General features: G+C 38.7%; 26 protein-coding genes and 1 tRNA gene. 7 read left to right on the forward strand and 20 right to left on the reverse strand.

Features of this window, described 5'->3' with window-relative positions; all coding sequences use genetic code 11:
* Positions 1-10: 10 nt before the first annotated feature.
* Positions 11-1,330, reverse strand: a complete 1,320-nt coding sequence (locus QM847_RS02330) for a CapA family protein (RefSeq protein ID WP_414353499.1) — start codon at positions 1,328-1,330, stop codon at positions 11-13.
* Positions 1,331-1,473: 143 nt separating this feature from the next.
* On the opposite strand from QM847_RS02330, the gene def reads away from it, so the two are divergent.
* Together def and rlmB are read left to right on the forward strand one after the other, a co-directional pair.
* Positions 1,474-2,085 (forward strand): peptide deformylase, encoded by a 612-nt coding sequence (gene def / locus QM847_RS02335; protein WP_414353501.1) that lies wholly within the window; start codon positions 1,474-1,476, stop codon positions 2,083-2,085.
* An 82-nt stretch (positions 2,086-2,167) separates the two neighbouring features.
* Positions 2,168-2,896: a 23S rRNA (guanosine(2251)-2'-O)-methyltransferase RlmB gene (gene rlmB / locus QM847_RS02340; protein WP_414353762.1), complete on the forward strand. Its 729-nt coding sequence runs from the start codon at positions 2,168-2,170 to the stop codon at positions 2,894-2,896.
* A gap of 31 nt (positions 2,897-2,927) precedes the next feature.
* On the opposite strand, the gene trxB is transcribed toward rlmB, so the two are convergent.
* The 7 genes from trxB to QM847_RS02375 form a co-directional block, all read right to left on the reverse strand.
* Positions 2,928-3,839, reverse strand: coding sequence for a thioredoxin-disulfide reductase (trxB, locus tag QM847_RS02345; RefSeq protein WP_414353503.1), 912 nt, complete (start codon positions 3,837-3,839; stop codon positions 2,928-2,930).
* 65 nt (positions 3,840-3,904) lie between these two features.
* The gene (locus QM847_RS02350; RefSeq protein WP_414353505.1) at positions 3,905-4,129 is read right to left on the reverse strand and encodes a DUF4059 family protein; all 225 of its coding nucleotides are present in this window, start codon (positions 4,127-4,129) and stop codon (positions 3,905-3,907) included.
* A gap of 79 nt (positions 4,130-4,208) precedes the next feature.
* On the reverse strand, positions 4,209-4,952 hold the full coding sequence (locus QM847_RS02355; protein ID WP_414353507.1) for an amino acid ABC transporter ATP-binding protein: 744 nt from the start codon (positions 4,950-4,952) through the stop codon (positions 4,209-4,211).
* Positions 4,952-5,752, reverse strand: coding sequence for an amino acid ABC transporter permease (locus QM847_RS02360; RefSeq protein WP_414353509.1), 801 nt, complete (start codon positions 5,750-5,752; stop codon positions 4,952-4,954). The genes QM847_RS02355 and QM847_RS02360 overlap by 1 nt, the downstream gene beginning before the upstream one ends.
* A 157-nt stretch (positions 5,753-5,909) precedes the next feature.
* Positions 5,910-6,266, reverse strand: coding sequence for a Spx/MgsR family RNA polymerase-binding regulatory protein (locus QM847_RS02365; protein WP_414353511.1), 357 nt, complete (start codon positions 6,264-6,266; stop codon positions 5,910-5,912).
* An 11-nt stretch (positions 6,267-6,277) separates the two neighbouring features.
* Positions 6,278-6,781: a methylated-DNA--[protein]-cysteine S-methyltransferase gene (locus tag QM847_RS02370; RefSeq protein ID WP_414353513.1), complete on the reverse strand. Its 504-nt coding sequence runs from the start codon at positions 6,779-6,781 to the stop codon at positions 6,278-6,280.
* A complete protein-coding gene (locus QM847_RS02375; RefSeq protein ID WP_414353515.1) occupies positions 6,771-7,274 on the reverse strand; it encodes an N-acetyltransferase family protein in 504 nt (167 codons plus the stop codon). Before QM847_RS02375 ends, QM847_RS02370 begins: the two co-directional genes overlap by 11 nt.
* A gap of 134 nt (positions 7,275-7,408) precedes the next feature.
* Between QM847_RS02375 and QM847_RS02380 the strand changes: the two genes are divergently transcribed.
* The gene (locus tag QM847_RS02380) at positions 7,409-7,855 is read left to right on the forward strand and encodes a DUF1836 domain-containing protein (protein WP_414353516.1); all 447 of its coding nucleotides are present in this window, start codon (positions 7,409-7,411) and stop codon (positions 7,853-7,855) included.
* The gene (gene trhA, locus QM847_RS02385; RefSeq protein WP_414353517.1) at positions 7,852-8,499 is read left to right on the forward strand and encodes a PAQR family membrane homeostasis protein TrhA; all 648 of its coding nucleotides are present in this window, start codon (positions 7,852-7,854) and stop codon (positions 8,497-8,499) included. Before QM847_RS02380 ends, trhA begins: the two co-directional genes overlap by 4 nt.
* Positions 8,500-8,532: 33 nt before the next feature.
* Here the strand turns inward: trhA and pdxT are convergent, their stop codons facing one another.
* From pdxT to QM847_RS02415, 6 genes are all read right to left on the reverse strand, one after another.
* Entirely contained in the window at positions 8,533-9,105 is a 573-nt protein-coding gene (gene pdxT, locus QM847_RS02390; RefSeq protein WP_414353519.1) for a pyridoxal 5'-phosphate synthase glutaminase subunit PdxT, read from the reverse strand.
* Positions 9,106-9,981 carry a pyridoxal 5'-phosphate synthase lyase subunit PdxS gene (gene pdxS / locus QM847_RS02395; protein ID WP_414290534.1) on the reverse strand — a complete coding sequence of 292 codons (876 nt, stop codon included), beginning with the start codon at positions 9,979-9,981 and terminating at the stop codon, positions 9,106-9,108.
* Positions 9,982-10,120: 139 nt separating this feature from the next.
* On the reverse strand, positions 10,121-10,753 hold the full coding sequence (locus tag QM847_RS02400) for a Pr6Pr family membrane protein (RefSeq protein ID WP_414353522.1): 633 nt from the start codon (positions 10,751-10,753) through the stop codon (positions 10,121-10,123).
* A 2-nt stretch (positions 10,754-10,755) separates the two neighbouring features.
* Positions 10,756-11,094 carry a zinc ribbon domain-containing protein YjdM gene (locus tag QM847_RS02405; protein WP_006152514.1) on the reverse strand — a complete coding sequence of 113 codons (339 nt, stop codon included), beginning with the start codon at positions 11,092-11,094 and terminating at the stop codon, positions 10,756-10,758.
* 143 nt (positions 11,095-11,237) lie between these two features.
* Positions 11,238-11,909 (reverse strand): (d)CMP kinase, encoded by a 672-nt coding sequence (gene cmk / locus QM847_RS02410; RefSeq protein ID WP_414353524.1) that lies wholly within the window; start codon positions 11,907-11,909, stop codon positions 11,238-11,240.
* A gap of 8 nt (positions 11,910-11,917) precedes the next feature.
* The gene (locus tag QM847_RS02415; protein ID WP_414353526.1) at positions 11,918-12,412 is read right to left on the reverse strand and encodes an SAG1386/EF1546 family surface-associated protein; all 495 of its coding nucleotides are present in this window, start codon (positions 12,410-12,412) and stop codon (positions 11,918-11,920) included.
* A gap of 45 nt (positions 12,413-12,457) precedes the next feature.
* Here QM847_RS02415 and QM847_RS02420 point away from each other — a divergent pair, with 45 nt between their 5' ends.
* Complete coding sequence (locus QM847_RS02420) at positions 12,458-12,655, forward strand: ferredoxin (RefSeq protein ID WP_075567870.1); 198 nt, start codon at positions 12,458-12,460, stop codon at positions 12,653-12,655.
* A gap of 213 nt (positions 12,656-12,868) precedes the next feature.
* On the opposite strand, the gene galE is transcribed toward QM847_RS02420, so the two are convergent.
* From galE to QM847_RS02445, 5 genes are all read right to left on the reverse strand, one after another.
* Positions 12,869-13,888, reverse strand: coding sequence for a UDP-glucose 4-epimerase GalE (galE, locus tag QM847_RS02425; RefSeq protein WP_414353528.1), 1,020 nt, complete (start codon positions 13,886-13,888; stop codon positions 12,869-12,871).
* Positions 13,889-13,988: 100 nt separating this feature from the next.
* Positions 13,989-15,089, reverse strand: coding sequence for an NAD(P)/FAD-dependent oxidoreductase (locus QM847_RS02430; protein WP_414353530.1), 1,101 nt, complete (start codon positions 15,087-15,089; stop codon positions 13,989-13,991).
* 16 nt (positions 15,090-15,105) lie between these two features.
* Entirely contained in the window at positions 15,106-15,903 is a 798-nt protein-coding gene (locus QM847_RS02435; protein WP_414353531.1) for a Nif3-like dinuclear metal center hexameric protein, read from the reverse strand.
* Positions 15,890-16,567, reverse strand: a complete 678-nt coding sequence (locus QM847_RS02440) for a tRNA (adenine(22)-N(1))-methyltransferase (protein ID WP_414353533.1) — start codon at positions 16,565-16,567, stop codon at positions 15,890-15,892. The genes QM847_RS02435 and QM847_RS02440 overlap by 14 nt, the downstream gene beginning before the upstream one ends.
* Before the next feature lie 99 nt (positions 16,568-16,666).
* A complete protein-coding gene (locus tag QM847_RS02445) occupies positions 16,667-19,003 on the reverse strand; it encodes a cation-translocating P-type ATPase (RefSeq protein ID WP_414353535.1) in 2,337 nt (778 codons plus the stop codon).
* A 133-nt stretch (positions 19,004-19,136) separates the two neighbouring features.
* Between QM847_RS02445 and QM847_RS02450 the strand changes: the two genes are divergently transcribed.
* Positions 19,137-19,886 (forward strand): lysophospholipid acyltransferase family protein, encoded by a 750-nt coding sequence (locus QM847_RS02450; protein ID WP_414353537.1) that lies wholly within the window; start codon positions 19,137-19,139, stop codon positions 19,884-19,886.
* 121 nt (positions 19,887-20,007) lie between these two features.
* Positions 20,008-20,080: transfer RNA gene (locus QM847_RS02455), tRNA-Thr, on the forward strand.
* Positions 20,081-20,402: 322 nt separating this feature from the next.
* Here QM847_RS02455 and pyk read toward each other — a convergent pair.
* Entirely contained in the window at positions 20,403-21,908 is a 1,506-nt protein-coding gene (gene pyk, locus QM847_RS02460; RefSeq protein ID WP_269797014.1) for a pyruvate kinase, read from the reverse strand.
* Positions 21,909-21,918 lie beyond the last annotated feature (10 nt).

A 21,918-nucleotide genomic window follows, 5' to 3' on the forward strand; every position in this document is an offset into this window, starting at 1 on the left:
TTCTCCTTTTCTACCACTTCAATCCTACAAATTCTTTCATTTCTTTGTAGGCAGTATCAATTCTTTCCTTAGTTTCTTCATCCAATTTATCGCGATGAGGACCACCTTCTATAAAGTCCTCCAAAATATAGGTCTGATAAAGGTAAAGCAAATATCCCTCTGGCGAATAAGTTCCTTTTGATGTGCGATTAACCCAAGTTGGATGAGCCTCTGCAGTTTCGATTATTGTCTTTCCAGCTTTTTTCTTTATGGTTAAATCCATCAGAACTCCACGCTCTGTCCACTTAGCATTCTCTACATCTTGCATAGTCTCAATGCGTTGATTTGATAGGAAGTTTCCCATCGAATAGATAATCAGCTTTTTGTCTCCATCTTTTTTAACTGTCTCTGCTGGTTCCACTACATGGGGATGTCCACCGAAGATAATATCTGCTCCCCAGTCAATCATCTTATGATAGAGATTTTTTTGTTCTTCAGTCGGCTCTAATTGATACTCGATACCCATTTGGGGCATGACAATTGTAATATCTGCCTCTTTTTCAGCACGTTCAATCTCAGCCTTCATTTTATCTTCATTCAAGTCAGATAAGTAATGATTGTAGTCTTCTGCAGAAATATACTCCTCGATACCATTGAATCCATAAGAATAAGCTAACAAAGCAATTTTTATGCCATTCACTTCTTTGATCACTAGAGGTGCCTGGTCACGTGGCTCATGAGTATATACTCCAATAGGTGTTATACCTGCTTTTTCAATCGTAGCAGCTGTAGAAATAACTCCTTCTAGCTGAGAATCAAGTATATGATTGTGTGCCAAATCTAGCACCTGATAACCCGCATCCTTGATGGCATCCATCACTTCTTCTGGAGCATTAAATAAAGGATAGCCAGCTAGGTTGTAGTTCTGATTTATAGTTCCTTCAAAATCTCCAATAAGCAAGTCCGCTTTCTTAAACCACGGCTTCACATAATCAAAATTTTCATGAAAATCATAGCTACCGTCTTCTTGTCTTGCTGAAAAGTAGATGATGTCGTGATAGAGCAAATCTCCGTGAGCCATTATTCGAGCGCTGGTTTCTTGCTCTGCCTCTTTTTGATTTTTCCGAGAATTAGACCCTTGCTGCAATACGGCTGAATCACCACTATTGAATGATATTCCGTGACTAGTTTCTAATAAAAAAATCAATAACATTGAAAGAGCAACTATTAGCAATAATACTATGATAAAAGTCCTGTTACTCCACTGAGTATAATTCTTAAAAAATCCAACAGGCTTACTTATCATTTGTAAAACAGTTCTATTTTTTCTCTTCTGACTACGTTTTTCCATATATTTTCTCCCTGCTTTTTGATGCAAGTACTCTTTCTTTATTATATCATAGACAGTTTTGTATTTCATCTAGCGATGAATTTCTGCGCTTTCTTTCTAGGTCATTTTGTGTTATCATGAAGAGTAAGAAAAGGAGAGAGAATATGTCTGCTATAGAACGAATTACCAAAGCTGCTCATTTAATTGATATGAAAGATATTATCCGCGAGGGAAATCCGACACTTCGCGCTGTTGCCGAAGAAGTAAGCTTCCCCCTAAGTGATCAAGATATCATTCTCGGAGAGAAAATGATGCAATTTCTTAAACACTCCCAAGACCCTGTCATGGCCGAAAAATTAGGGCTACGTGGAGGAGTTGGTCTTGCGGCACCTCAGCTTGATATCTCTAAACGAATCATTGCTGTCTTAGTTCCAAACATTACCGAAGAAGATGAAACACCTCAAGAAGCATATGATTTACAAGCCGTGATGTATAATCCCAAAATCGTATCGCACTCAGTCCAAGACGCTGCTTTAGGAGAGGGTGAAGGCTGCTTGTCTGTAGATCGTGCTGTTCCTGGATATGTTATCCGCCACGCTCGAGTAACTGTTGACTATTTCGATAAGGACGGAGAAAAACACCGCATTAAACTTAAAGGCTACAACTCAATCGTAGTTCAACATGAAATCGACCACTTAAATGGTGTCATGTTCTACGATCGCATTAATGAAAAAGATCCTTTCGCTATCAAGGATGGACTCCTTATCCTTGAATAGACAAGAAACTGAGTCAAAAGGTATTCAATAAAATCTAATTGATATCGATTTGCCCTAGCATTTAAATAATAGATAAAAAATGATGAAAACAAATGATATTGTCTATGGCGTTCATGCCGTCACTGAAGCACTTTTAGCAAACACAGGAAATAAACTCTATCTCCAGGATGATTTACGAGGAAAAAACGTAGAAAAAGTTAAGGAACTAGCTACCGAAAAGAAAGTATCTATTTCTTGGACTTCAAAAAAATCTCTTACCGAAATGACTGAGGGTGCTGTTCACCAAGGTTTTGTTTTGCGTGTTTCTGAATTTGCCTATACAGAACTTGAGCAGATTCTTGCAAAGACCCGTCAAGAAAAAAACCCACTACTGCTAATTCTTGATGGTTTAACAGATCCACATAATCTCGGTTCTATCTTGAGAACAGCGGATGCAACCAATGTTTCAGGTGTCATTATTCCTAAACATCGAGCTGTTGGTGTTACTCCTGTCGTTGCAAAAACAGCAACGGGTGCTATCGAGCACGTTCCTATTGCCCGAGTCACTAATCTCAGTCAAACCTTGGATAAACTCAAAGACGAGGGATTCTGGACTTTTGGAACTGATATGAACGGAACTCCTTGCCATAAATGGAACACAAGTGGCAAAGTTGCCCTCATTATCGGAAATGAAGGAAAAGGTATCTCAAGTAACATCAAAAAGCAAGTGGACGAGATGATCACTATTCCAATGAATGGACACGTACAAAGTCTCAATGCCAGTGTTGCTGCTGCTATTCTTATGTACGAAGTCTTCCGAAATCGATTATAAAAAAGTTTCCAATCAAATGATTGGAAACTTTTTAACTATGTTCAGTAATAAATTTATAGGCTTCTTGACCTGCAATAGCTCCATCTCCAACTGCTGTTGTAATTTGACGGAGGTCTTTCTGACGTACATCTCCAACTGCAAAAATACCATCCACTGCAGTTTTCATATGGATATCTGTCACAATCCAACCTGACTCATCTTGTATTTGTAAATCCTTTGTAAATTCGCTAACAGGATCCAAACCTACATAGATAAACACTCCACCAAAAGCATGTTCAGTTACTTGATGAGTCTTAACATTTTCAATCATTACAGACTCAACACGATTTTCACCCTTGATTTCTTTAACAACTGAATCCCAAATGAATTTGATTTTATCATTAGCAAAGGCGCGATCTTGCAAAACCTTTTGAGCACGAAGTTCATCACGACGGTGAACGATGGTTACAGATTTGGCGAACTGAGTCAAGAAGATTGCTTCTTCAACAGCCGAATCTCCTCCACCTACAACCAATAAATCTTGGTCTCGGAAAAAGGCTCCATCACAGACTGCACAGTAAGAAACTCCACGGCTATTCAGTTCTTCTTCACCCGGAACTCCCAAGAGACGATGTTTTGAACCTGTCGCTACGATAACTGTGCGAGTTTCAAATTCTTGATCATCTGTGATTACTTTCTTAACATCACCATGGTTTTCAATATTTTCTACCAAACCATATAGATGCTCGACACCTAGATTTTCAAGTGGTTCAAACATTTTTTCAGCTAACTCTGGACCACTAATATTGGCATAACCTGGATAGTTTTCAATATCAGAAGTATTATTCATCTGACCTCCAGGAAGGCCTCCTTCAATCAAAGCAACTTTTAGGTTACTGCGAGCCGCATACAAGGCTGCAGTCATCCCGGCAGGACCTGCACCGATAATAATCGTATCGTACATTCTGTTTCCTTCTTTCTTGTTGTAACTATTTTTATTCTATCTAAACAACTTCAATTATACAAGTATTATGCCTTGATTACTAACAATAGACTCATCGTTGCAAAGGATAACACAGGAGTTGTTAATACACCAATCATCATCATATCATAGAGGTGGGCTTGACGTGCCTTAGCTGTCTTATCCACACCTGATAAAGCTCTCAACCCAATCCAAATCCCTAATACAATTAAGATGACCAACATGGTTAAAAGTAGGCTCTCTATATACAAAGTGAATATTTGTAGTAGCATGCTCTCACTCATTTCTTATATTTTTAAAGAGCAAACCCAGTTAGCACAGCCAACTGAGTTTTTCTTGTATTCTATTATATCAAATATAACTTCGTTTGTAACTAGCAAAGAATTCTTTTGTTCGTTCTTCTTTAGGATGATTGATAATTTCATCTGGCGTTCCAGATTCAATGATTTTTCCTTTATCCAAGAATAAAACCTTATCAGCAACTTGAGCTACAAATGACATATCATGGCTTACCAAAATCATGGTTTGACCAGACCTGGCAGCGTCTGCAATGGATTTTTCAACCTCACCCACCAATTCAGGATCAAGAGCTGAGGTTGGTTCATCCAAAAGCAAAACGTCCGGTTTCATGGCTAGAGCACGCGCCAAGGCTACCCGTTGTTTTTGTCCCCCTGATAGGTGACGAGGATAATGCTGTTCACGGTCTGAAAGTCCAACCTTAGCCAATTCTTCCTTAGCAATTTTGGTTGCTTCTTGATTTGATAATTTCTTAACAACAAGCAAGCCTTCTTTAACATTATCAAGAGCTGTTCTTCGCTCAAACAAATTAAACTGTTGGAAAACCATGGATAGTTTGCGACGAAGAGTCAGAATTTCCTCTTGAGTAATTTGAGAAAAATCAACTGAAAAATCATCAATCTGAATAGAACCACTATCAGGAGTTTCAAGATAGTTTAAACTACGTAGAAAAGTAGATTTACCTGCTCCTGATGAACCTATCAGAGCAACAACTTCTCCTTTTTCAATCTCCAAGTCTAGGTGATCTAAGACAGTTTGACCCGAAAAGGATTTACTTAAATTTGAAATCTTAATCATTAACGTAGGTCTCCTTTCAGATCTGTATCTACGCTGTCAGGTGCCTTAATTGCCATCTTTTTCTCGATAAAACGGCCAAGATTTTCAATAGCAATATTTACCACCCAATAGACAAGAGCAACCGAAATGAAACGTTCAAAATAGCGATAGTCCGCTCCACCCAAAATCTGAGCTTGAGCAAAGACTTCTACAACACCTGCACTAAAGGCTAAAGAAGTTCCTTTTGTCAATCCAATTAAAGAATTAATCAAGGTTGGTGTTGCTACAACCGCTGCATTTGGAATGATTACTCGACGGTAAACTTGACCACGAGTCATACCAAGACTTCGAGCTGCTTCAATCTCCCCTGGATTTACAGAAAGAATGGCTGCACGGATAGTTTCACTAGCATAGGCTGCTTCATTAAAAGCAAATGCCACAATCGCGAACGTTGCTGCTGGAATTGCATTAATGTTTAAAGCAGTTCCCCATTGCTGATTCAATGCTTTCAAAGCTAATGGAATCCCGTAATAAGTCAACATTAGCTGAACTAAAATAGGTGTCCCTTTTAAGAAACTAACGAAAAAAGCTTGTAATGGATAAAGAAATCTAACCCTATTGATTTTCACAATAGCAAAGACTAGGGCTAGCATGATACCAAAAAAAGCACCACATGCTGTCAACATCAAAGTTGTGGGTAATTGTTGGACAATCCTTGGAATACCATCAAAAACCGAACGCCAACTAAAGAGTTTGCCATCTGGTATATATTGCATCAAATTTTGATACCAATCTGATGCTAAAACTGTTGTAACATTCATAGAAAAACCCTCTCAAGATAATGATTCATTCTATCATACTTTCACATTTATTGAAATTATTTGCTACGGATAAGAACAAATATTGCCTATCTAATAGTTTATCATACTTTCAAATAGCTACGACATATATTTTTTCTATCATGGAGATAAGTAAAATCTATTTTAATGCTAACTCTTCGTATTCTTTACGGTAGCCAATCTGCTGAATTTGTCCATCTTTCACAAGAATTGGTCGTTTTAACAACATTCCATCACTAGCTAAGAGTTTAGCTGCTTCTTTATTAGATAAAGTTCCAAGCTTATCTTTCAAACCAAGCTCACGATATTTTATTCCACTCGTATTGAAGAACTGTTTTAATTCAAATCCTGAAGTTTCTAACCAGTTTAAAATCACCGTTTCACTTGGTGTTTCTTCTACTATATGAACGTCTTTATATTCAAGGCCTAGCTGATCAAGTTCCTTTTTTGCTTTTTTACAAGTTGTGCATTTTGGATATTCGATAAATTCTAACATATATTCACTTTCTAATTTTTGTAATCTGCCCCTTCGTAATCCAAGAGCCAAGCTTTCCTTTCAAGTCCTGATGCATAGCCTGTCAGTCGCTTGTTTACTCCAAGTACTCGGTGACAAGGTACTAGAATGGACCACGGATTACGACCTACTGCTCCACCAATTGCTTGGGCAGAAGCTACACTTAGGTCTTTAGCGATTTGTCCATAGGTTACTGTAGTTCCAAAGGGAATTTCCCGCAAGTAAGACCAAACCTTCTTTTCAAAATCTGTTCCAATCGGAGCGAGAGGAAGCTCCGACAAACTCGGATTCTGACCCAAAAAATAGTCATCCAAATAAGAAATAGCCTGATTCAAGATAGGATGAGTCTTAACCTCTTCTATATTTTCAGCTATAAGGCCTCTTTCAAAATGACTTTGGCCCTCCACCCAAATACCAAATAAATAGTGGTCGTTGGCCACTATAGACAAGAGTCCAATTGGAGAAGTATAGAGTGTTTTTGCAAACTTATTTTGCATTAGATTTTATTTTTTGATAGGCCAAGCGCTCCCCATCCACTGGGACCTTGCCGACTTGCTGGAACCCAAGTTTTTCAAAGATATGTTGCATAACCTTATTTTCAGCATGCGTATCTGAACGGAAGTCTAGATAGTCAAAGCCTTCAATTAGTCCTTCTAAAAAGGTCTGAGCAACCTTTTGTCCTTGAACAGCTGCAGCTACAGCAATACGATGGAATACAAGATACTCTGATTCTCCGCCTTGCCATTTACCTTCATAGATAGCTTCATATGTAGCTTCTGGACTCCTAGTAACAGCTGCATAGGCGATAACTTCTCCTTCTTCAAGTGCTACATAGGCTTGGCCTGAGATGATATCTTCAATGATAATATCAGCATTAGGATAAGCATTTTGCCATTGGTCGCTACCAGCTTTAGCAAGAGTCTCTTTAGCATCTTCAATTACCTTCATAACTGCATTAACTTCATTTGGAAAGGCTAAACGAATTTCCATCTTATTCCCTCTTTTCTGACTAGTTTCTCTCATCATAGCATAATTTATATCTTTCTACAAGCACTTGAAATTTGACTTTCTGTTTACGTTATTATATAATCTAGTTATTAAAACTAGATAAAAAGGAGTTGGAAATGAAACCTTACTTTTCCTATCCAAAATGGAAAGAAATTCCAAATATTGATCTCTATCTGGACCAAGTCTTACTTTATGTAAATCAAGTATGCGAACCTATCTCATCAGGAACTGAAAAAGGCTTAACTGCTTCTATGGTCAATAACTATGTAAAACATGGTTACCTGACAAAACCTGATAAGAAAAAATACCAACGCCAGCAAATTGCTCGTTTGATCGCTATAACAACTCTTAAGTCTGTCTTTTCTATTCAAGAAATTGCTCAAACCCTTAATACCCTACACACAGACACTAATTCAGAAGAACTTTACAATGCTTTTGTGGACTATATGAATGAAGATATTGATCCAGTTAATCCCATTATCCAGGCAAGCTGCCAAACTGTCAAACTTTATCATCAAACTTTAGACTTAATACTTACCAAAGAGGAGGGGAATCCTAGATGAATACTAGCTTAAAACTTAGTAAAAGACTCAGTTTCGGAGAAGAAATTGCAAACAGCGTCACCCATGCTGTAGGGGCATTTATCATGCTCATCTTACTTCCCATTTCCTCTACTTATAGTTACGAGGAACATGGCCTTTTATCAGCAGTCGGTGTTTCTATTTTTGTCATTAGCCTCTTTCTTATGTTCTTATCTTCGACTATTTATCATTCTATGACTTATGGTTCAACCCATAAATATGTATTACGTATCATCGACCATTCAATGATCTATGTTGCGATTGCAGGTTCTTATACACCGGTGGTTTTAACCCTGATGAATAATTGGTTTGGTTATCTCATTATTGCTATCCAATGGGGGACAACTATTTTCGGTATTCTCTATAAAATCTTTGCCAAGAAGGTCAATGAAAAATTCAGTCTCATCCTCTACCTCATCATGGGATGGCTAGTTCTAGCTATCTTACCAGCTATCATCAGCCAAACAACTCCAATTTTCTGGAGTCTCATGGTATCAGGTGGTTTATGTTATACAGTTGGTGCCGGTTTTTACGCCAAGAAAAAGCCCTACTTCCATATGATTTGGCATCTTTTTATCTTAGCAGCTTCTGCTCTCCAATATATTGCTATTGTTTATTACATGTAAAAAAGAAGTTGGGAAAAATCCCAACCTCTTTTTTTATTTACACATATTCATAAAGTACTGATGTAGGCGAAGATCATTTGTCAATTCAGGATGAAAGGAGGTTACCAGCATATTTTTTTCTTGTGCCGCAACGATTTGATCGTTCACAATTGCTAAAACATCAACATCCTCACCAAAACTACTGATAATTGGACCACGAATAAATGTCATGGGTATTTTACCAACGCCCTTGCAGTCTGCTTCGCTATAAAAGCTTCCTAACTGACGTCCATAGGCATTACGCTCCACTACTATGTCCATAGTCGATAGATGGCTCTCTTCCTGAGAAGTGATTTGTCTCGCTAGCAAAATCAAACCTGCACAAGTTCCAAAGACTGGTAAGCCATTGAGAATAGCCTCTCTTAGAGGAATTAGCATCTGCTGATCTCGCAACAGTTTCCCCATGGCCGTTGACTCACCTCCTGGCAAAATCAAACCTGATAGCTCACTTCGATGCTGCTGAAAATCTTCTAGATTTCGCAGTTCAATACTTTCAACTCCTAGTTGAGCAAGCATTTTCTCGTGTTCTACAAAGGCACCTTGCAAGGCCAAGATTCCTATTTTCATCTATTTTCCTCGCTCAGCCATGAGAATTTGGATCTCATTCTCGTTGATACCTACCATGGCTTCTCCTAAATCTTCAGAGATTTGAGCCAGAATTTGAGGATTTTGATAGTTGGTAACAGCCTTGACAATGGCTGCCGCACGTTTAACAGGATCACCTGACTTGAAAATTCCTGAGCCAACAAAGACACCTTCTGCACCTAGCTGCATCATAAGAGCAGCATCCGCTGGTGTTGCAACTCCTCCAGCTGCAAAGTTGACAACTGGTAATTTCCCATGTTCGTGGACGTATTGAACTAATTCTACTGGTACTTGCAAGTCCTTGGCAGCGACATAGAGTTCATCTTCACGGAGATTTTGAATGCGGCGGATTTCTTGATTCATCATACGCATATGGCGAACTGCCTGAACGATGTCTCCTGTTCCTGGTTCCCCTTTTGTACGGATCATAGAAGCTCCTTCAGCGATACGACGCAAGGCTTCTCCTAGGTCTTTAGCACCGCAAACAAAAGGAACTTGAAATTCTTTCTTGTCCACATGGAAACGGTCATCAGCTGGAGATAGAACTTCGCTCTCATCAATATAGTCAATCTCGATTGCTTCTAAAATTTGAGCTTCGACAAAATGTCCAATTCGAACCTTAGCCATAACTGGAATGCTGACAGCTTCTTGTATTTCTTTAATCATCTTTGGATCACTCATACGAGAGACACCACCAGCAGCACGAATATCAGCTGGGATTCGCTCTAAGGCCATAACTGCTGCTGCACCTGCAGCCTCAGCAATTCTTGCTTGTTCAGGGTTTTGAACATCCATGATGACGCCACCTTTAAGCATCTGTGCCAAATTCTTATTTAATTCATAACGATTTTCAGTCATTTTTTCTTCCTCAATAGTTGTATTGGTAGCTACAGTTTTATTGTAAGGTAGAAATGACTCAAGAACAAGATAAAAAAAGTTAAACTGTACGGGTACAATTATTTTTACCATCAAAAAAAGCACCCACATAGGGGTACTTTTATTTCTTAGATTTTTTAATACTTTTCACAAGATAAAAGAGATATCCTGAAACTATATAAGCAACAAATATAGTGGCTGCCCATTTAAAGACAAAGCTCCAACCATGTTTGGGAGCATTCAAAAAGAAATAAGGGAAGGGACTATCCTTAGCATTAGGGACATCCATCTTTAGAACAAAACCGTTTAAGAGGGCAAAAATCATATAAAGCAAAGGAAGGCTAGTCCAAAGCATGGGATCAACCAACTTATATTGGCGACTCTTGTCAAAAATAATTGTATCTGCTAAAAACCAGAGAGGGACAATATAATGGCAAAGGAAATTTTCCAAACGGTAAAAATCTGTCGTCAAGGGAGCTAGCATGAAATGATAGATCACACAAGTAATCATAATACTCATAGTGACGCCACCTTTGAGACGTAGAATCCCAGGACTCTGCCAACTATCACCTCCACTACGCATCTTTAACAAAAGATAACCTGTAAAAAGTACAACCAAAAGGTTAGAAAGTACTGTGTAGTATAGCAACATCCCTAAACCACCGCGTTTGGTAATCTCCAAGTATACACCGGTAAAGGCTGCTATAAATAAAAAGATACGACTATAAAATATTACTTTTTCATTTTTAATCATGATTAAATCTTCTTCACAAATTCTGATTTAAGCTTCATAGCACCAAAACCATCGATCTTACAGTCAATGTTGTGGTCACCTTCAACAATACGGATGTTTTTCACACGAGTTCCTTGCTTGAGGTCTTTAGGAGCCCCTTTAACCTTCAAATCTTTAATCAAGGTTACTGTATCTCCATCAGCTAATTTGTTCCCATTTGCATCGATGGCAACAATGCCTTCTTCTGCTTCTGCTTGCTCAGCAGGATTCCACTCGTAAGCACATTCTGGACAAACTAGAAGTGCGCCATCTTCATACACATATTCTGAATTACATTTTGGGCAATTTGGTAATTGACTCATGTTATCTCCTTAAAAAAATTTATGATTATTTGAATGTCAAATTTTCTTTAACGGCAACTATTATACCTTAAAATACCTTTTTTGACAAATAATCATGAAAAACCGATTACCCAAAATAGTGGTTAATCGGTTTTAAGTTATTCTTATAAATATTTCTGTGCTTCCACCTTGATTTTGTCAACAACTTCTAAAATAGAAAGTCCTGTTGTATCTAAGTAGATAGCATCTTCTGCTTGCTTCAAGGGAGAAGTTTCTCGATGACTATCTTTATAATCACGCGCTGCAATTTCTTCCTTTAAAGTTTCTAAATCAGTTTCAATTCCTTTTGAAAGATTTTCCTTGTAACGACGTTCTGCTCGCTCATCCACAGAAGCTACAAGAAATATCTTTAATTCAGCCTTAGGTAACACTACCGTACCAATATCGCGGCCATCCATAACAATGCCACCTTGTTGAGCTATTTCTTGTTGAAGAGCAACCAACTTCTCTCGAATAGCTGGAATCGCTGCAAAAGATGATACTGCATTAGTCACTTCGTTTTCTCGTATTGGATTTGTCACATCAACATCTCCAACGAAAACAAGCTGTTCACCACTTTCAGAACGTCCAAAGCTAATCGGGTATTGATCCAATAATTCAAGAAGTTGAGAACTTTGATCTGGACTGATTTGATGCTGTAAAGCTACATAGGTCGCTGCACGATACATAGCACCCGTATCCAGATAAGTATAACCTAAATCCTTAGCGATAATTTTCGCAACAGTACTTTTACCACTTGAAGCTGGACCATCAATCGCAATCTGAATTGTTTTCATAGTTGCTCCTATCTTATCTTAAGGACATCACCAGGATTTGCAAACCATGAACCTGTTGACATATGTGAAGGGTTCAAAGCTTCTAACTGTGCAATAGAGATTCCAGCTCTAGCTGCAATTGCTGCTTCACCTTCTCCTGCCAATACAGTAATTGTACCCTCAGGATCTGTATGAGTCTCTGTAGTATTTTGTTGTTCCTCAGACTCAGTAGTAGCTACCGTAGTTGTTTCTATCGTTGTTGTAACAGTAGTTACTTCTTCAACTTTAGGATTTGCAGAATCATAAAAATCCTTCAAAGCTGATGTTCTATCGCTTCCACCTGAAGATAGGTATACTAAAACTACAATCATACCTATAACCACAATAAAGAAAATAATAGCCAAGGTTGTTAAAACGTTATTAGCCGTTAGAAAGGCCCATTTCCCACTTCTAGAGTGGCGCTCACTTCTTGACTCTTCCTTGTTTTCTTCATAAATATCTTCTTGCCATGGTTCTTTTTCCATACCTTACTCCTTGTGTTTTTTCTATTTTCCTATTACAATATAAATATGAAAATCACACTTATACCTGAACGCTGTATTGCATGTGGACTTTGCCAAACTTATTCAGAACTATTTGATTATCATGATAATGGCATAGTACGCTTTTACGATGATCCTGACCAATTGGAAAAAGAGATTCCCACTAGTAATGACGTTCTAGAGGCTGTTAAAAATTGCCCTACACGTGCTCTGATCAAAGATTAAAAGTGATTATTTGGGACACCCAATTATTTTATTCCACTCTCTCTAGTTTAGCATATTTTTCTAGAAAATTATAGTCTTTTTAGAGACTAATTTTATTCTATTTTTATTTATTGTAAAAACGTTTCAAAAACTATGAGACTGTCTAGTTATTGCTTTCAAATGACTGTTAAAAAAGAGGAATTTTTTCCTCTTTTTTTATATACAATTTTATTTTTAATCTTCAAATCCATTTGGATGTTTGCTCTGCCAACGCCATGCATCTTCACACATTCGAGTGATATCAAGTTCTGCTTCCCAACTCAATTCTTCTTTTGCTCTTGTTGGGTCAGAGTAGCAAGTTGCAATATCCCCAGGACGACGTTCCACTATACGATATGGGATAGGGCGGCCTACAGCTTTTTCCATGTTATGGATAATCTCTAGTACAGAGCATCCTTGCCCTGTTCCTAGATTATATACATTGAGACCTGATCCTTTTTGAATTTTTTGTAACGCTGCCACGTGACCTTTAGCCAGATCCACCACGTGGATATAGTCACGAACACCAGTACCGTCTTTAGTATCGTAATCATCTCCAAATACTTGAACTTGTTCTAATTTACCAACAGCTACTTGCGTCACATACGGTAAGAGATTATTCGGAATACCATTTGGATTCTCTCCCAAATCTCCGCTCTCATGAGCTCCGATTGGATTAAAGTAGCGAAGCAATACCACGTTCCACTCTGAATCAGCTTTGTAGACATCCGTTAAGATTTCTTCAAGCATAAGCTTAGTACGACCATAAGGGTTGGTTGCCGAAAGTGGGAAATCTTCTAGGATTGGAACAGTATGTGGATCTCCATACACTGTTGCTGAAGAACTAAAGATGATATTCTTGCAGTTAGCTTCTTCCATTGCTTTTAAAAGACTAACTGTTCCTGCAATATTATTATCGTAATATGCAAGTGGAATACGTGTTGACTCACCAACTGCTTTCAAACCTGCAAAATGGATAACTCCTGTAGGTTCCTCCTGTTTGAAAATATCACGAAGAGTATCCGTATCTCGAATATCAGCTTCATAAAAAGGAATCTCAACTCCTGTAATTCTTTCTACCACTTCAAGACTTTTACGATTACTATTAGCTAGGTTATCCACTACAACAACCTGGTGACCAGCTTCAATCAATTCAACTACAGTATGAGTTCCGATATAGCCTGCTCCACCTGTGACTAAAATCTTTTCTTTCATCTTTTTCCTCTATTCTTACTTGTTTTTCCTATTTTACCATTTTTACAAGTGGATGTCATTCAACATCTAAATACACACGTAAAAACTAAGTAAAAGTATACTACTTCTCTATTATCTTAACATATTTTTCAACCGGATAATCAATTGGATCTAAATCTCCAGTCCTTCCTTGTACCAATTCCGCTAGGTGATAACCGATAATTGGTCCAGTTGTCAATCCTGACGAACCTAAGCCACTCGCAACAAATACTCCTGTCAAGTTTGGCACTTGTCCAAAAAACGGAGAAAAGTCACTCGTATAGGCGCGGATTCCTACGCGTTCGCCATAGATGTCAGCGTCCTTCAATACTGGATAACAAGGCAAGGCTGCTCCCTCCATTTGATTAAGCAAATTCTCATCGACCGTCAGGTCAAATCCCATATCATTTTCATGGGTAGCACCCAAGGACAATTTCCCACCAGCAAAAGGAATCAAATCCCATTCTCCCTCAGGCATAACAACGGGATAACTTGCCATGTCTAAATCAAGCTGATAATCTCGTAGTTGCCCTTTTTGTGGACGAACATCAACCTCATAACCCAAGGGTTCCAAAACTTGTCCCAACCATGCTCCTGTCGCAAGGACAATTTGGTCAAAAATCTGATTTCCAATCTGATAACCTGATGATACAAGATTTAGACTCACCCTATCTTTAATCACCTTAACCTGACTAGCTTCTAGCAAGCGAGTCACCAAGAGTTGTCCATCTACTCGAGCTCCTCCAGAAGCATAAAGTAATCTCTCAAATCCCTCTAGACCAGGAAATAGGTTACTTGCAGTCGCTTGATCTAAAATGGCTAATTCGCCAATCAAGGGAGATTCATCTTTACGTTGCAAGGCTAGTTGATAGAGTTCTTCCAACTTAGATTCATCTTTTTTCAAGAGAAAGACTCCCGAGCGTTGATAAAAATCAACCTCCTGTCCAGACTCTTGTAAATCATTCAACAAATCGACATAGAAGTCTGCTCCCAAACGAGCCATCTTATACCAAGCTTTATTGCGTCGTTTAGAAAACCAAGGACTGATAATTCCTGCTGCTGCCTTGGTTGCCTGCCCAAGTCCATGATCAAAAACAGTCACTTCTATATCAACTTCTTTAGAGAGATAATAGGCAGTTGTCGCCCCTACAATACCTGCTCCAACAATGGCTACTTTTTTCATTATCTATACCTTCTAATTAGATATGGTGGAAAGGATTGGTGGATGACTGGCTGGCAATAATGTCAAGAGGCCAAGCATTCTCTTCTTTCCATTGATTTAGTAATTCTGCTATTTTTTCAACAAAGAGAATTTCAATATAGTGTCCTGGATCTAGAGCTAATAAACCATCTGATAGCATGTCCTGAGCTGTGTGATAATAAATATCACCAGTGATGTAGACATCCGCTCCTTTTTCTATAGCATCGGAATAGAATGATTGCCCGCTACCTCCACAAATAGCAACTCTTGAAATTTGCTTTCTTAAATCACTATCTTTATAGTACACCATTCGTAAACTATCTAGAGCAAAGACCTCTTTAACGCGTGTAGCCAAATCTTCAAATGTTTGAGACTTAATATTTCCAATACGACCAATTCCACGTTCTGGGCCCGTTTCCTGTATATAGCTTGTATCCTCAATGCCTAGCATATGGCAGAACCAGTCATTAAGGCCATTTTCAACAATGTCGATATTAGTATGGCTAACATAGACTGCAATATCGTGCTTGATGAGATTGATATAAATCTGATTTTGAGGGCGGCTAGCTACCAAGTCCTTGATAGGACGAAAGATAGGCGCGTGCTTAACGATAATCAAATCGATCCCCTTTTCAATGGCTTCTGCAACCGTTTCTTCACGAATATCGAGGGTAACCATGATCTTTTTGATTTCTTTGTCTAGGGTACCAATCTGCAAACCACGGCTATCACCCTCCATAGAAAATTCTTGGGGGCAATAGGCTTCATAACGATTAATCACTTCACTTGCTTTCATGGAGCACCTCCTTAATGGCTTGAATTTTATCTGCTAGAACCTGACGTTCTTCTTGATTTTTTTCTGGGATTTGACTAAGGGCATACTCTAGTTTAGCAGCTTCTTTTTGCCATTTTTGGATGAAGACTGGACTGACTTCTTTGGACAAGAAGGGGCCAAAGCGAACATCAGTGGCTGATAGCTTCATTTCACCAGCTTCTACAACTAAAATCTCATAAAATTTACCAGCTTCCTCTAGGATGCTTTCAGCTACAATCTGGAATCTATGCTCTTGTAACCAACTACGTAACTCATCTTCACGGTTATTAGGTTGGAGGATTAAACGCTCTACATTAGCTAGTTTATCCAATCCCTCTTCCAAAATTGTTGATATTAAGCGTCCTCCCATTCCTGCAATGGTAATAACAGAAACCTTGTCACTTTCTTCAAAAGCCGCCAATCCATTAGCAAGCCTGACTTGGATTTTTTCTTCCAAATCATGTTCCTTGACATTTTTAACTGCAGATTGGTAGGGACCGGCTACCACTTCACCTGCAATAGCACGATTTATTCGACCTTCTTTCATCAGTTCAATAGGTAAATAAGCATGGTCACTCCCGACATCTAGTAGAACGGCTCCTTGAGGTACAAAAGAAGCCACCATTTCTAATCTCTTTGAAATCATCTTCTCTCACTTTCCAAATCACTATTAGTCCTATTATACCATATTTCAAGCTTCAATCTTACACCAAAAAAGACTGCAATCATGGATTGCAGTCTGAGTTTATCTTCGAATAGGATAACGATTTGAAAGGATAAAAAGAACTATAAAAATCGTCATCATAATGGTATAAACAGGTACAGTTTGAGCTGTTAAGGTTGAAATTTCTAGTAATTTTTGAGTAGTAGGGAATAGAGCAGTTGCTAGGAAACCTCCTACCGACCAAACAAACAAGAGGATACGTCCTAACGTTAATGGTAAGCAGGCTCTCACTACGGACATAAATCCAATAGAAGCCAGGATGTAATACATGAGTGTTGACATCTCAACTTGGGACCAACCTTGACTTGTTCCAAAAATCTTGATGAATAAGACACTAAAGACTACCATAAGAGCACTTGGTAAAGCCTTGAGTAAAGATTGCTTGAGGAAGTCTCTTTCAACTGGCTTAATATTTCTCTCAAAGGTCAAAACAAATGGTGGGAAACCTTCTACAAACTGGTCAATCATGGTTATCTGAATCGGAATGAATGGGAAAATCAAAATCCATTCTGCGCGACCGAGAAGGGCACTTGCAATACAGATAATAGCTAATAAGAATGAATAGATTGTTTTGATAAAGAAAATCGGTGCAATACGGGCAATATTATTTACCACACGACGTCCTTCAAACAGAATTTCTGGAACATCATTAAAGTCTGAGTTAAGCAAGACCAGATTAGCGATTTGTCGAGTCGCTGGATCTCCTTCAGCCATCACGATAGAACAATCTGCCTCACGAAGAGCAAGGATGTCATTGACCCCGTCTCCTGTCATTGCAGTAGTATGACCGGCCTTTTTCAATGTTTGGATGATTAATTTCTTCTGATGTGGAGAAACACGTCCAAAAATAGCTGTTTCTACTGCTATAGCAATCAATTCTTCATCTGTGATTTTTGAACAATCAACATAGCTATGGTAATCTGCAAATCCAGCTTTCTGTGCAATACTTGATACAGTAACTGGATTGTCACCAGAAATAATTTTTAGCCCTACCTGTTGCGTTCGTAAATAATCAAGTGTTTCAGCAGCCCCTTCTCGAATCGGATCTAGAATCTCAAGCAAAGCCAAAGCTTGAATATCAGATGGCTTTTGTGGTTTGTGATGATCAAGTTTTTCTTGACTGAGTGCTAATACCAAGACACGTGAGCCACGCTCTAAGGCTGCTCTAGCTTCTACTACTTCCTCATCTAGCAACATTTCAGGTGCACCGAGGAAAATAGTCCCAAGCCCCTCCATCTCCATAGCTCCCCACTTACGGTCACTAGAAAATGGAACACTTGATGAAATTGAGTAACTAGCTTGCCCCTGAAAACGATGACGGATAGCTTGAGCAGTAGGATTTTTGTCTTCACTATGAGACATATAGCTAGTTAAGATGGCAGCAATAGACTGCTCATCATAAACTTCTGTCAAAGGTAACAATGAATCAACCTTCATTTTTCCTTGGGTAATGGTTCCCGTCTTATCCAAACAGAGCATATCCACGCGCGCCAAGGTTTCTACAGAATACATTTCTTGTACTAAAACCTTTTTAAGTCCTAGTTTTATCACTGCCGTCAAAAGTGAAGTTATAGTAAGTAAAGCAATACCTTTAGGCAACATCCCCAAAAGAGCTGTAGACGAATTAACTACAGATGACTTTAGTGGTAACCCCTTTAAAATTAAGGCTTCTAGCAAAAGTGCTAAACCAAAAGGAATAATAATTTTTCCTGTAAAGCCAGCTAAGGTTTCAAGGGACTTCATGATACGAGAGTTAATCGGCTTAACAGTTTTTGCCTCTAACATGAGCTTAGCAGCGTAGTTGTCTGCTCCAACACGATTGACTTTTGCTACTACTGAACCACTGGCTAAGAAACTACCAGATAATAGGACTGCATCAACTTCTTTTTGAACCAGATCACTCTCACCTGTTAACATGGCCTCATTAACTTCTGCAAAGCCACCTATCACAACTGCATCACTTGGAATCTGTTCACCTGCTGACAAACGAATCAAATCATCCAAAACAAGGTCTTCCGGATCCAAAGATAACTCCTGACCATCTCGAATAGTAGTTACCTTTTCTTTGGTCATAAGGTTGAGTTTATCGACCATATGTTTTGCACGTAGCTCAGTAACGATACCCGAGAAAGCATTAAAACAGATGACTGCAAAGAAGACAAGGTTGCTCCATGCCTGTACAAAGGCAAGGGCAAGAGCTATGGCAAAGTTTAAGGCATTAAAAAGTGTAAAAACATTTCGCTTGACAATCTGCCAGGTGCTGGTGCTAGCTGAAGCTTTAAAATCATTGACCAAACCCTGTGACTGTCGGTCTCTAACTTCTGCTTGGGTTAACCCCATCATTTTATTTTTATCCATAAATTCTATCATATCATTTTTTTATGAATAATTCTAATTTCATCCCAAAGGCCCATCCTATCAACACAAAAAATATTTGCCTGTCCTGTTATGATAAGGTATAATATATAGAAAGAAAACCGAAGGAGACACCATGTTTTATACTTATCTACGTGGGCTAGTTATGCTGATTCTCTGGTCAATCAACGGCAATGCCCATTATCACAACACTGATAAAATACCTAATCAAGAAGAAAATTATATCCTTGTTGCTCCCCATCGTACTTGGTGGGATCCTGTCTACATGGCTTTTGCAACCAAACCCAAACAATTCATTTTTATGGCTAAAAAGGAACTGTTTTCAAACCGTATCTTTGGTTGGTGGATTCGTATGTGTGGTGCTTTTCCTATTGATAGGGAAAATCCTAATGCCTCAGCTATTAAATATCCAATCAACGTCCTCAAAAAAAGCGACCGTTCTCTTATTATGTTTCCAAGCGGTAGTCGTCATTCTAACGATGTCAAAGGCGGGGTTGCCCTAATCGCTAAAATGGCCAAGGTCCGTATTATGCCTGTTACTTATACTGGACCAATGACTTTAAAGGGACTTATCAGTCGTGAACGTGTTGATATGAACTTTGGAAATCCTATTGATATTTCAGATATCAAAAAAATGAATGATGAGGGAATTGAAATCGTGGCAGACCGTATTCAAACGGAATTTCAACGGTTGGATGAGGAAACAAAACAATGGCATACAGATACAAAACCAAACCCTCTCTGGTGGTTTATTCGTATCCCTGCCCTAATCCTAGCTATCTTTGTGGCATTCTTTACCATTATTTTTAGTTTTATCGCAAGTTTTGTTTGGAATCCAGACAAAAAACGAGAAAAACTACAATAAACTGATTGAGGCTTAAGGTTTATCAACCTTAAGCTTCTTTAGATCATAATATCAGTCGAATTCTTGTAAATCTAAGCCAATATTGACAAAAATTTGAATCTGTAGTATACTTTTTTGGTAAGCTGATTTAGCTCAGTAGGCAGAGCGCATCCATGGTAAGGATGAGGTCGCCGGTTCGATCCCGGCAATTAGCATCTTTTATCCGTCCCATTATTAGGGGACGGATTTTTCTTGACATTTTCTCTCGCTTATAGTAGAATAGTCTCTGCGATGAGTCGATAAGTAGCGAGAGCTACTATTGAGCATAAGGAGGTCATAACGCAGGAGCGGACCTTGAGAAATTGTGTGAACCAGTTTCTCACATGGAGATGCCTCTCATACTTTCTGGTTTTGCCAGAAAGTTTTTTTATTATCGCGAATATTACTGATTCAGATGACATTTTGACAATTTGCAACATCAAAAAAACCTATCAACCAAGCCATATAGCTTGATATGATAGGTTTTTTAATGTTAGATTAACGTACTGTACGAATACGCATTGTATTCGTACGAACTGCTTCACCAAGTGGCACACCAGCAACGATAATCATATCATCACCAGATTGAACCAAACCTTGTTCAACAGCAATTTTTTCAGCAAGATCAAACATGTCGTCAGTGTTTGATGGACGATCAGTAGTTACAGGAATAACACCCCAGTTCAACATCAATCCACGTTGTGTCAATTCGTCAAATGTGATAGCTAAGATATCAGCATCAGGACGATATTTAGAAATCAAACGAGCTGTGTGACCTGTCTTAGTAATAGTTACAATCAGTTTAATGTCCATTGAACTTGTTGCATCTTTAACTGCAGAAGCCATAACTTCAGTCTTAGAGTGACGTTCAAATAGATCTGAGTTCAAACGACCGTACTCGTTAAGAAGAGTTTGAGCGTTCTTGTCGATTGTAGCCATTGTTGTAACTGATTCAAGTGGGTATTTACCGTTTGCAGATTCACCTGAAAGCATTGTTGCGTCTGTTCCGTCGATAACAGCGTTAAATACGTCTGATACTTCTGAACGTGTTGCACGTGGTTTTTCAGTCATTGTTTCAAGCATGTTTGTCGCAGTGATAACAACTTTACCAGCTGCGTTCACCTTTGTGATAATGATTTTTTGGTAAACTGGAACCATTTCAAATGGTACTTCAATACCCATATCACCACGAGCAATCATGATACCATCAGCAGCTTCAATGATTTCATCCAAGTTGTCGATACCTTGTTGGTTTTCAATCTTAGCGAACAATTGAACGTGACCGTTGCCAGTCTCTTCACAGATTGCACGAACTTCGTTAACATCTTTTGCAGTACGTACAAATGAAATAGCGATGAAGTTGATTCCTTGCTCAAGACCAAAGCGAATGTCTGCATTATCACGCTCTGCAAGTGCTGGGAATGGAATCTTAGTGTTAGGAATATTTACACCTTTTTGTTTTGCGATGATTCCGTCATTTTCAACTTCAACTACAAATTCACGGTTAGTAGCATCTTTTTCTACAACGCGAAGACCCAATTTTCCATCATCTACCAATACTTGGTGCCCAACTTCAACATCATCAAAGATGTCAAGACCACCAGCAACGTTCAAAGCGATTACTTCACGAGTTGATTTAATACCTTGTTTTGTAGCAACACGGATTGTTTCACCAGTTACGTATGAATACTCTTTAGCGTCACCTTCGAACAATTCAGTACGAATTTCAGGTCCTTTTGTGTCAAGAAGGAAACCAACTTTTTGACCAGCAATTTCTTCTGCACGTTTAACAGTAGCCATACGCTCACCTTGCTCTTGGTGGTCACCGTGTGAGAAGTTAAAACGGAATGTATTCGCACCAGCTTGGATCAATTTTGCAATGTTTTGTGCTGATGCTTCAACGTCTAATTTTTCACCCCAGTATCCATCATCACCGAATTTTTTCCCACCACGGATTTCTACCGCAGGACCTAATGTAGCAACGATTTTAACACGTTTGTTCATATTTATAAGA

The sequence above is a fragment of the Streptococcus timonensis genome, assembly GCF_047463455.1.
Lineage (GTDB): Bacteria > Bacillota > Bacilli > Lactobacillales > Streptococcaceae > Streptococcus > Streptococcus timonensis_B.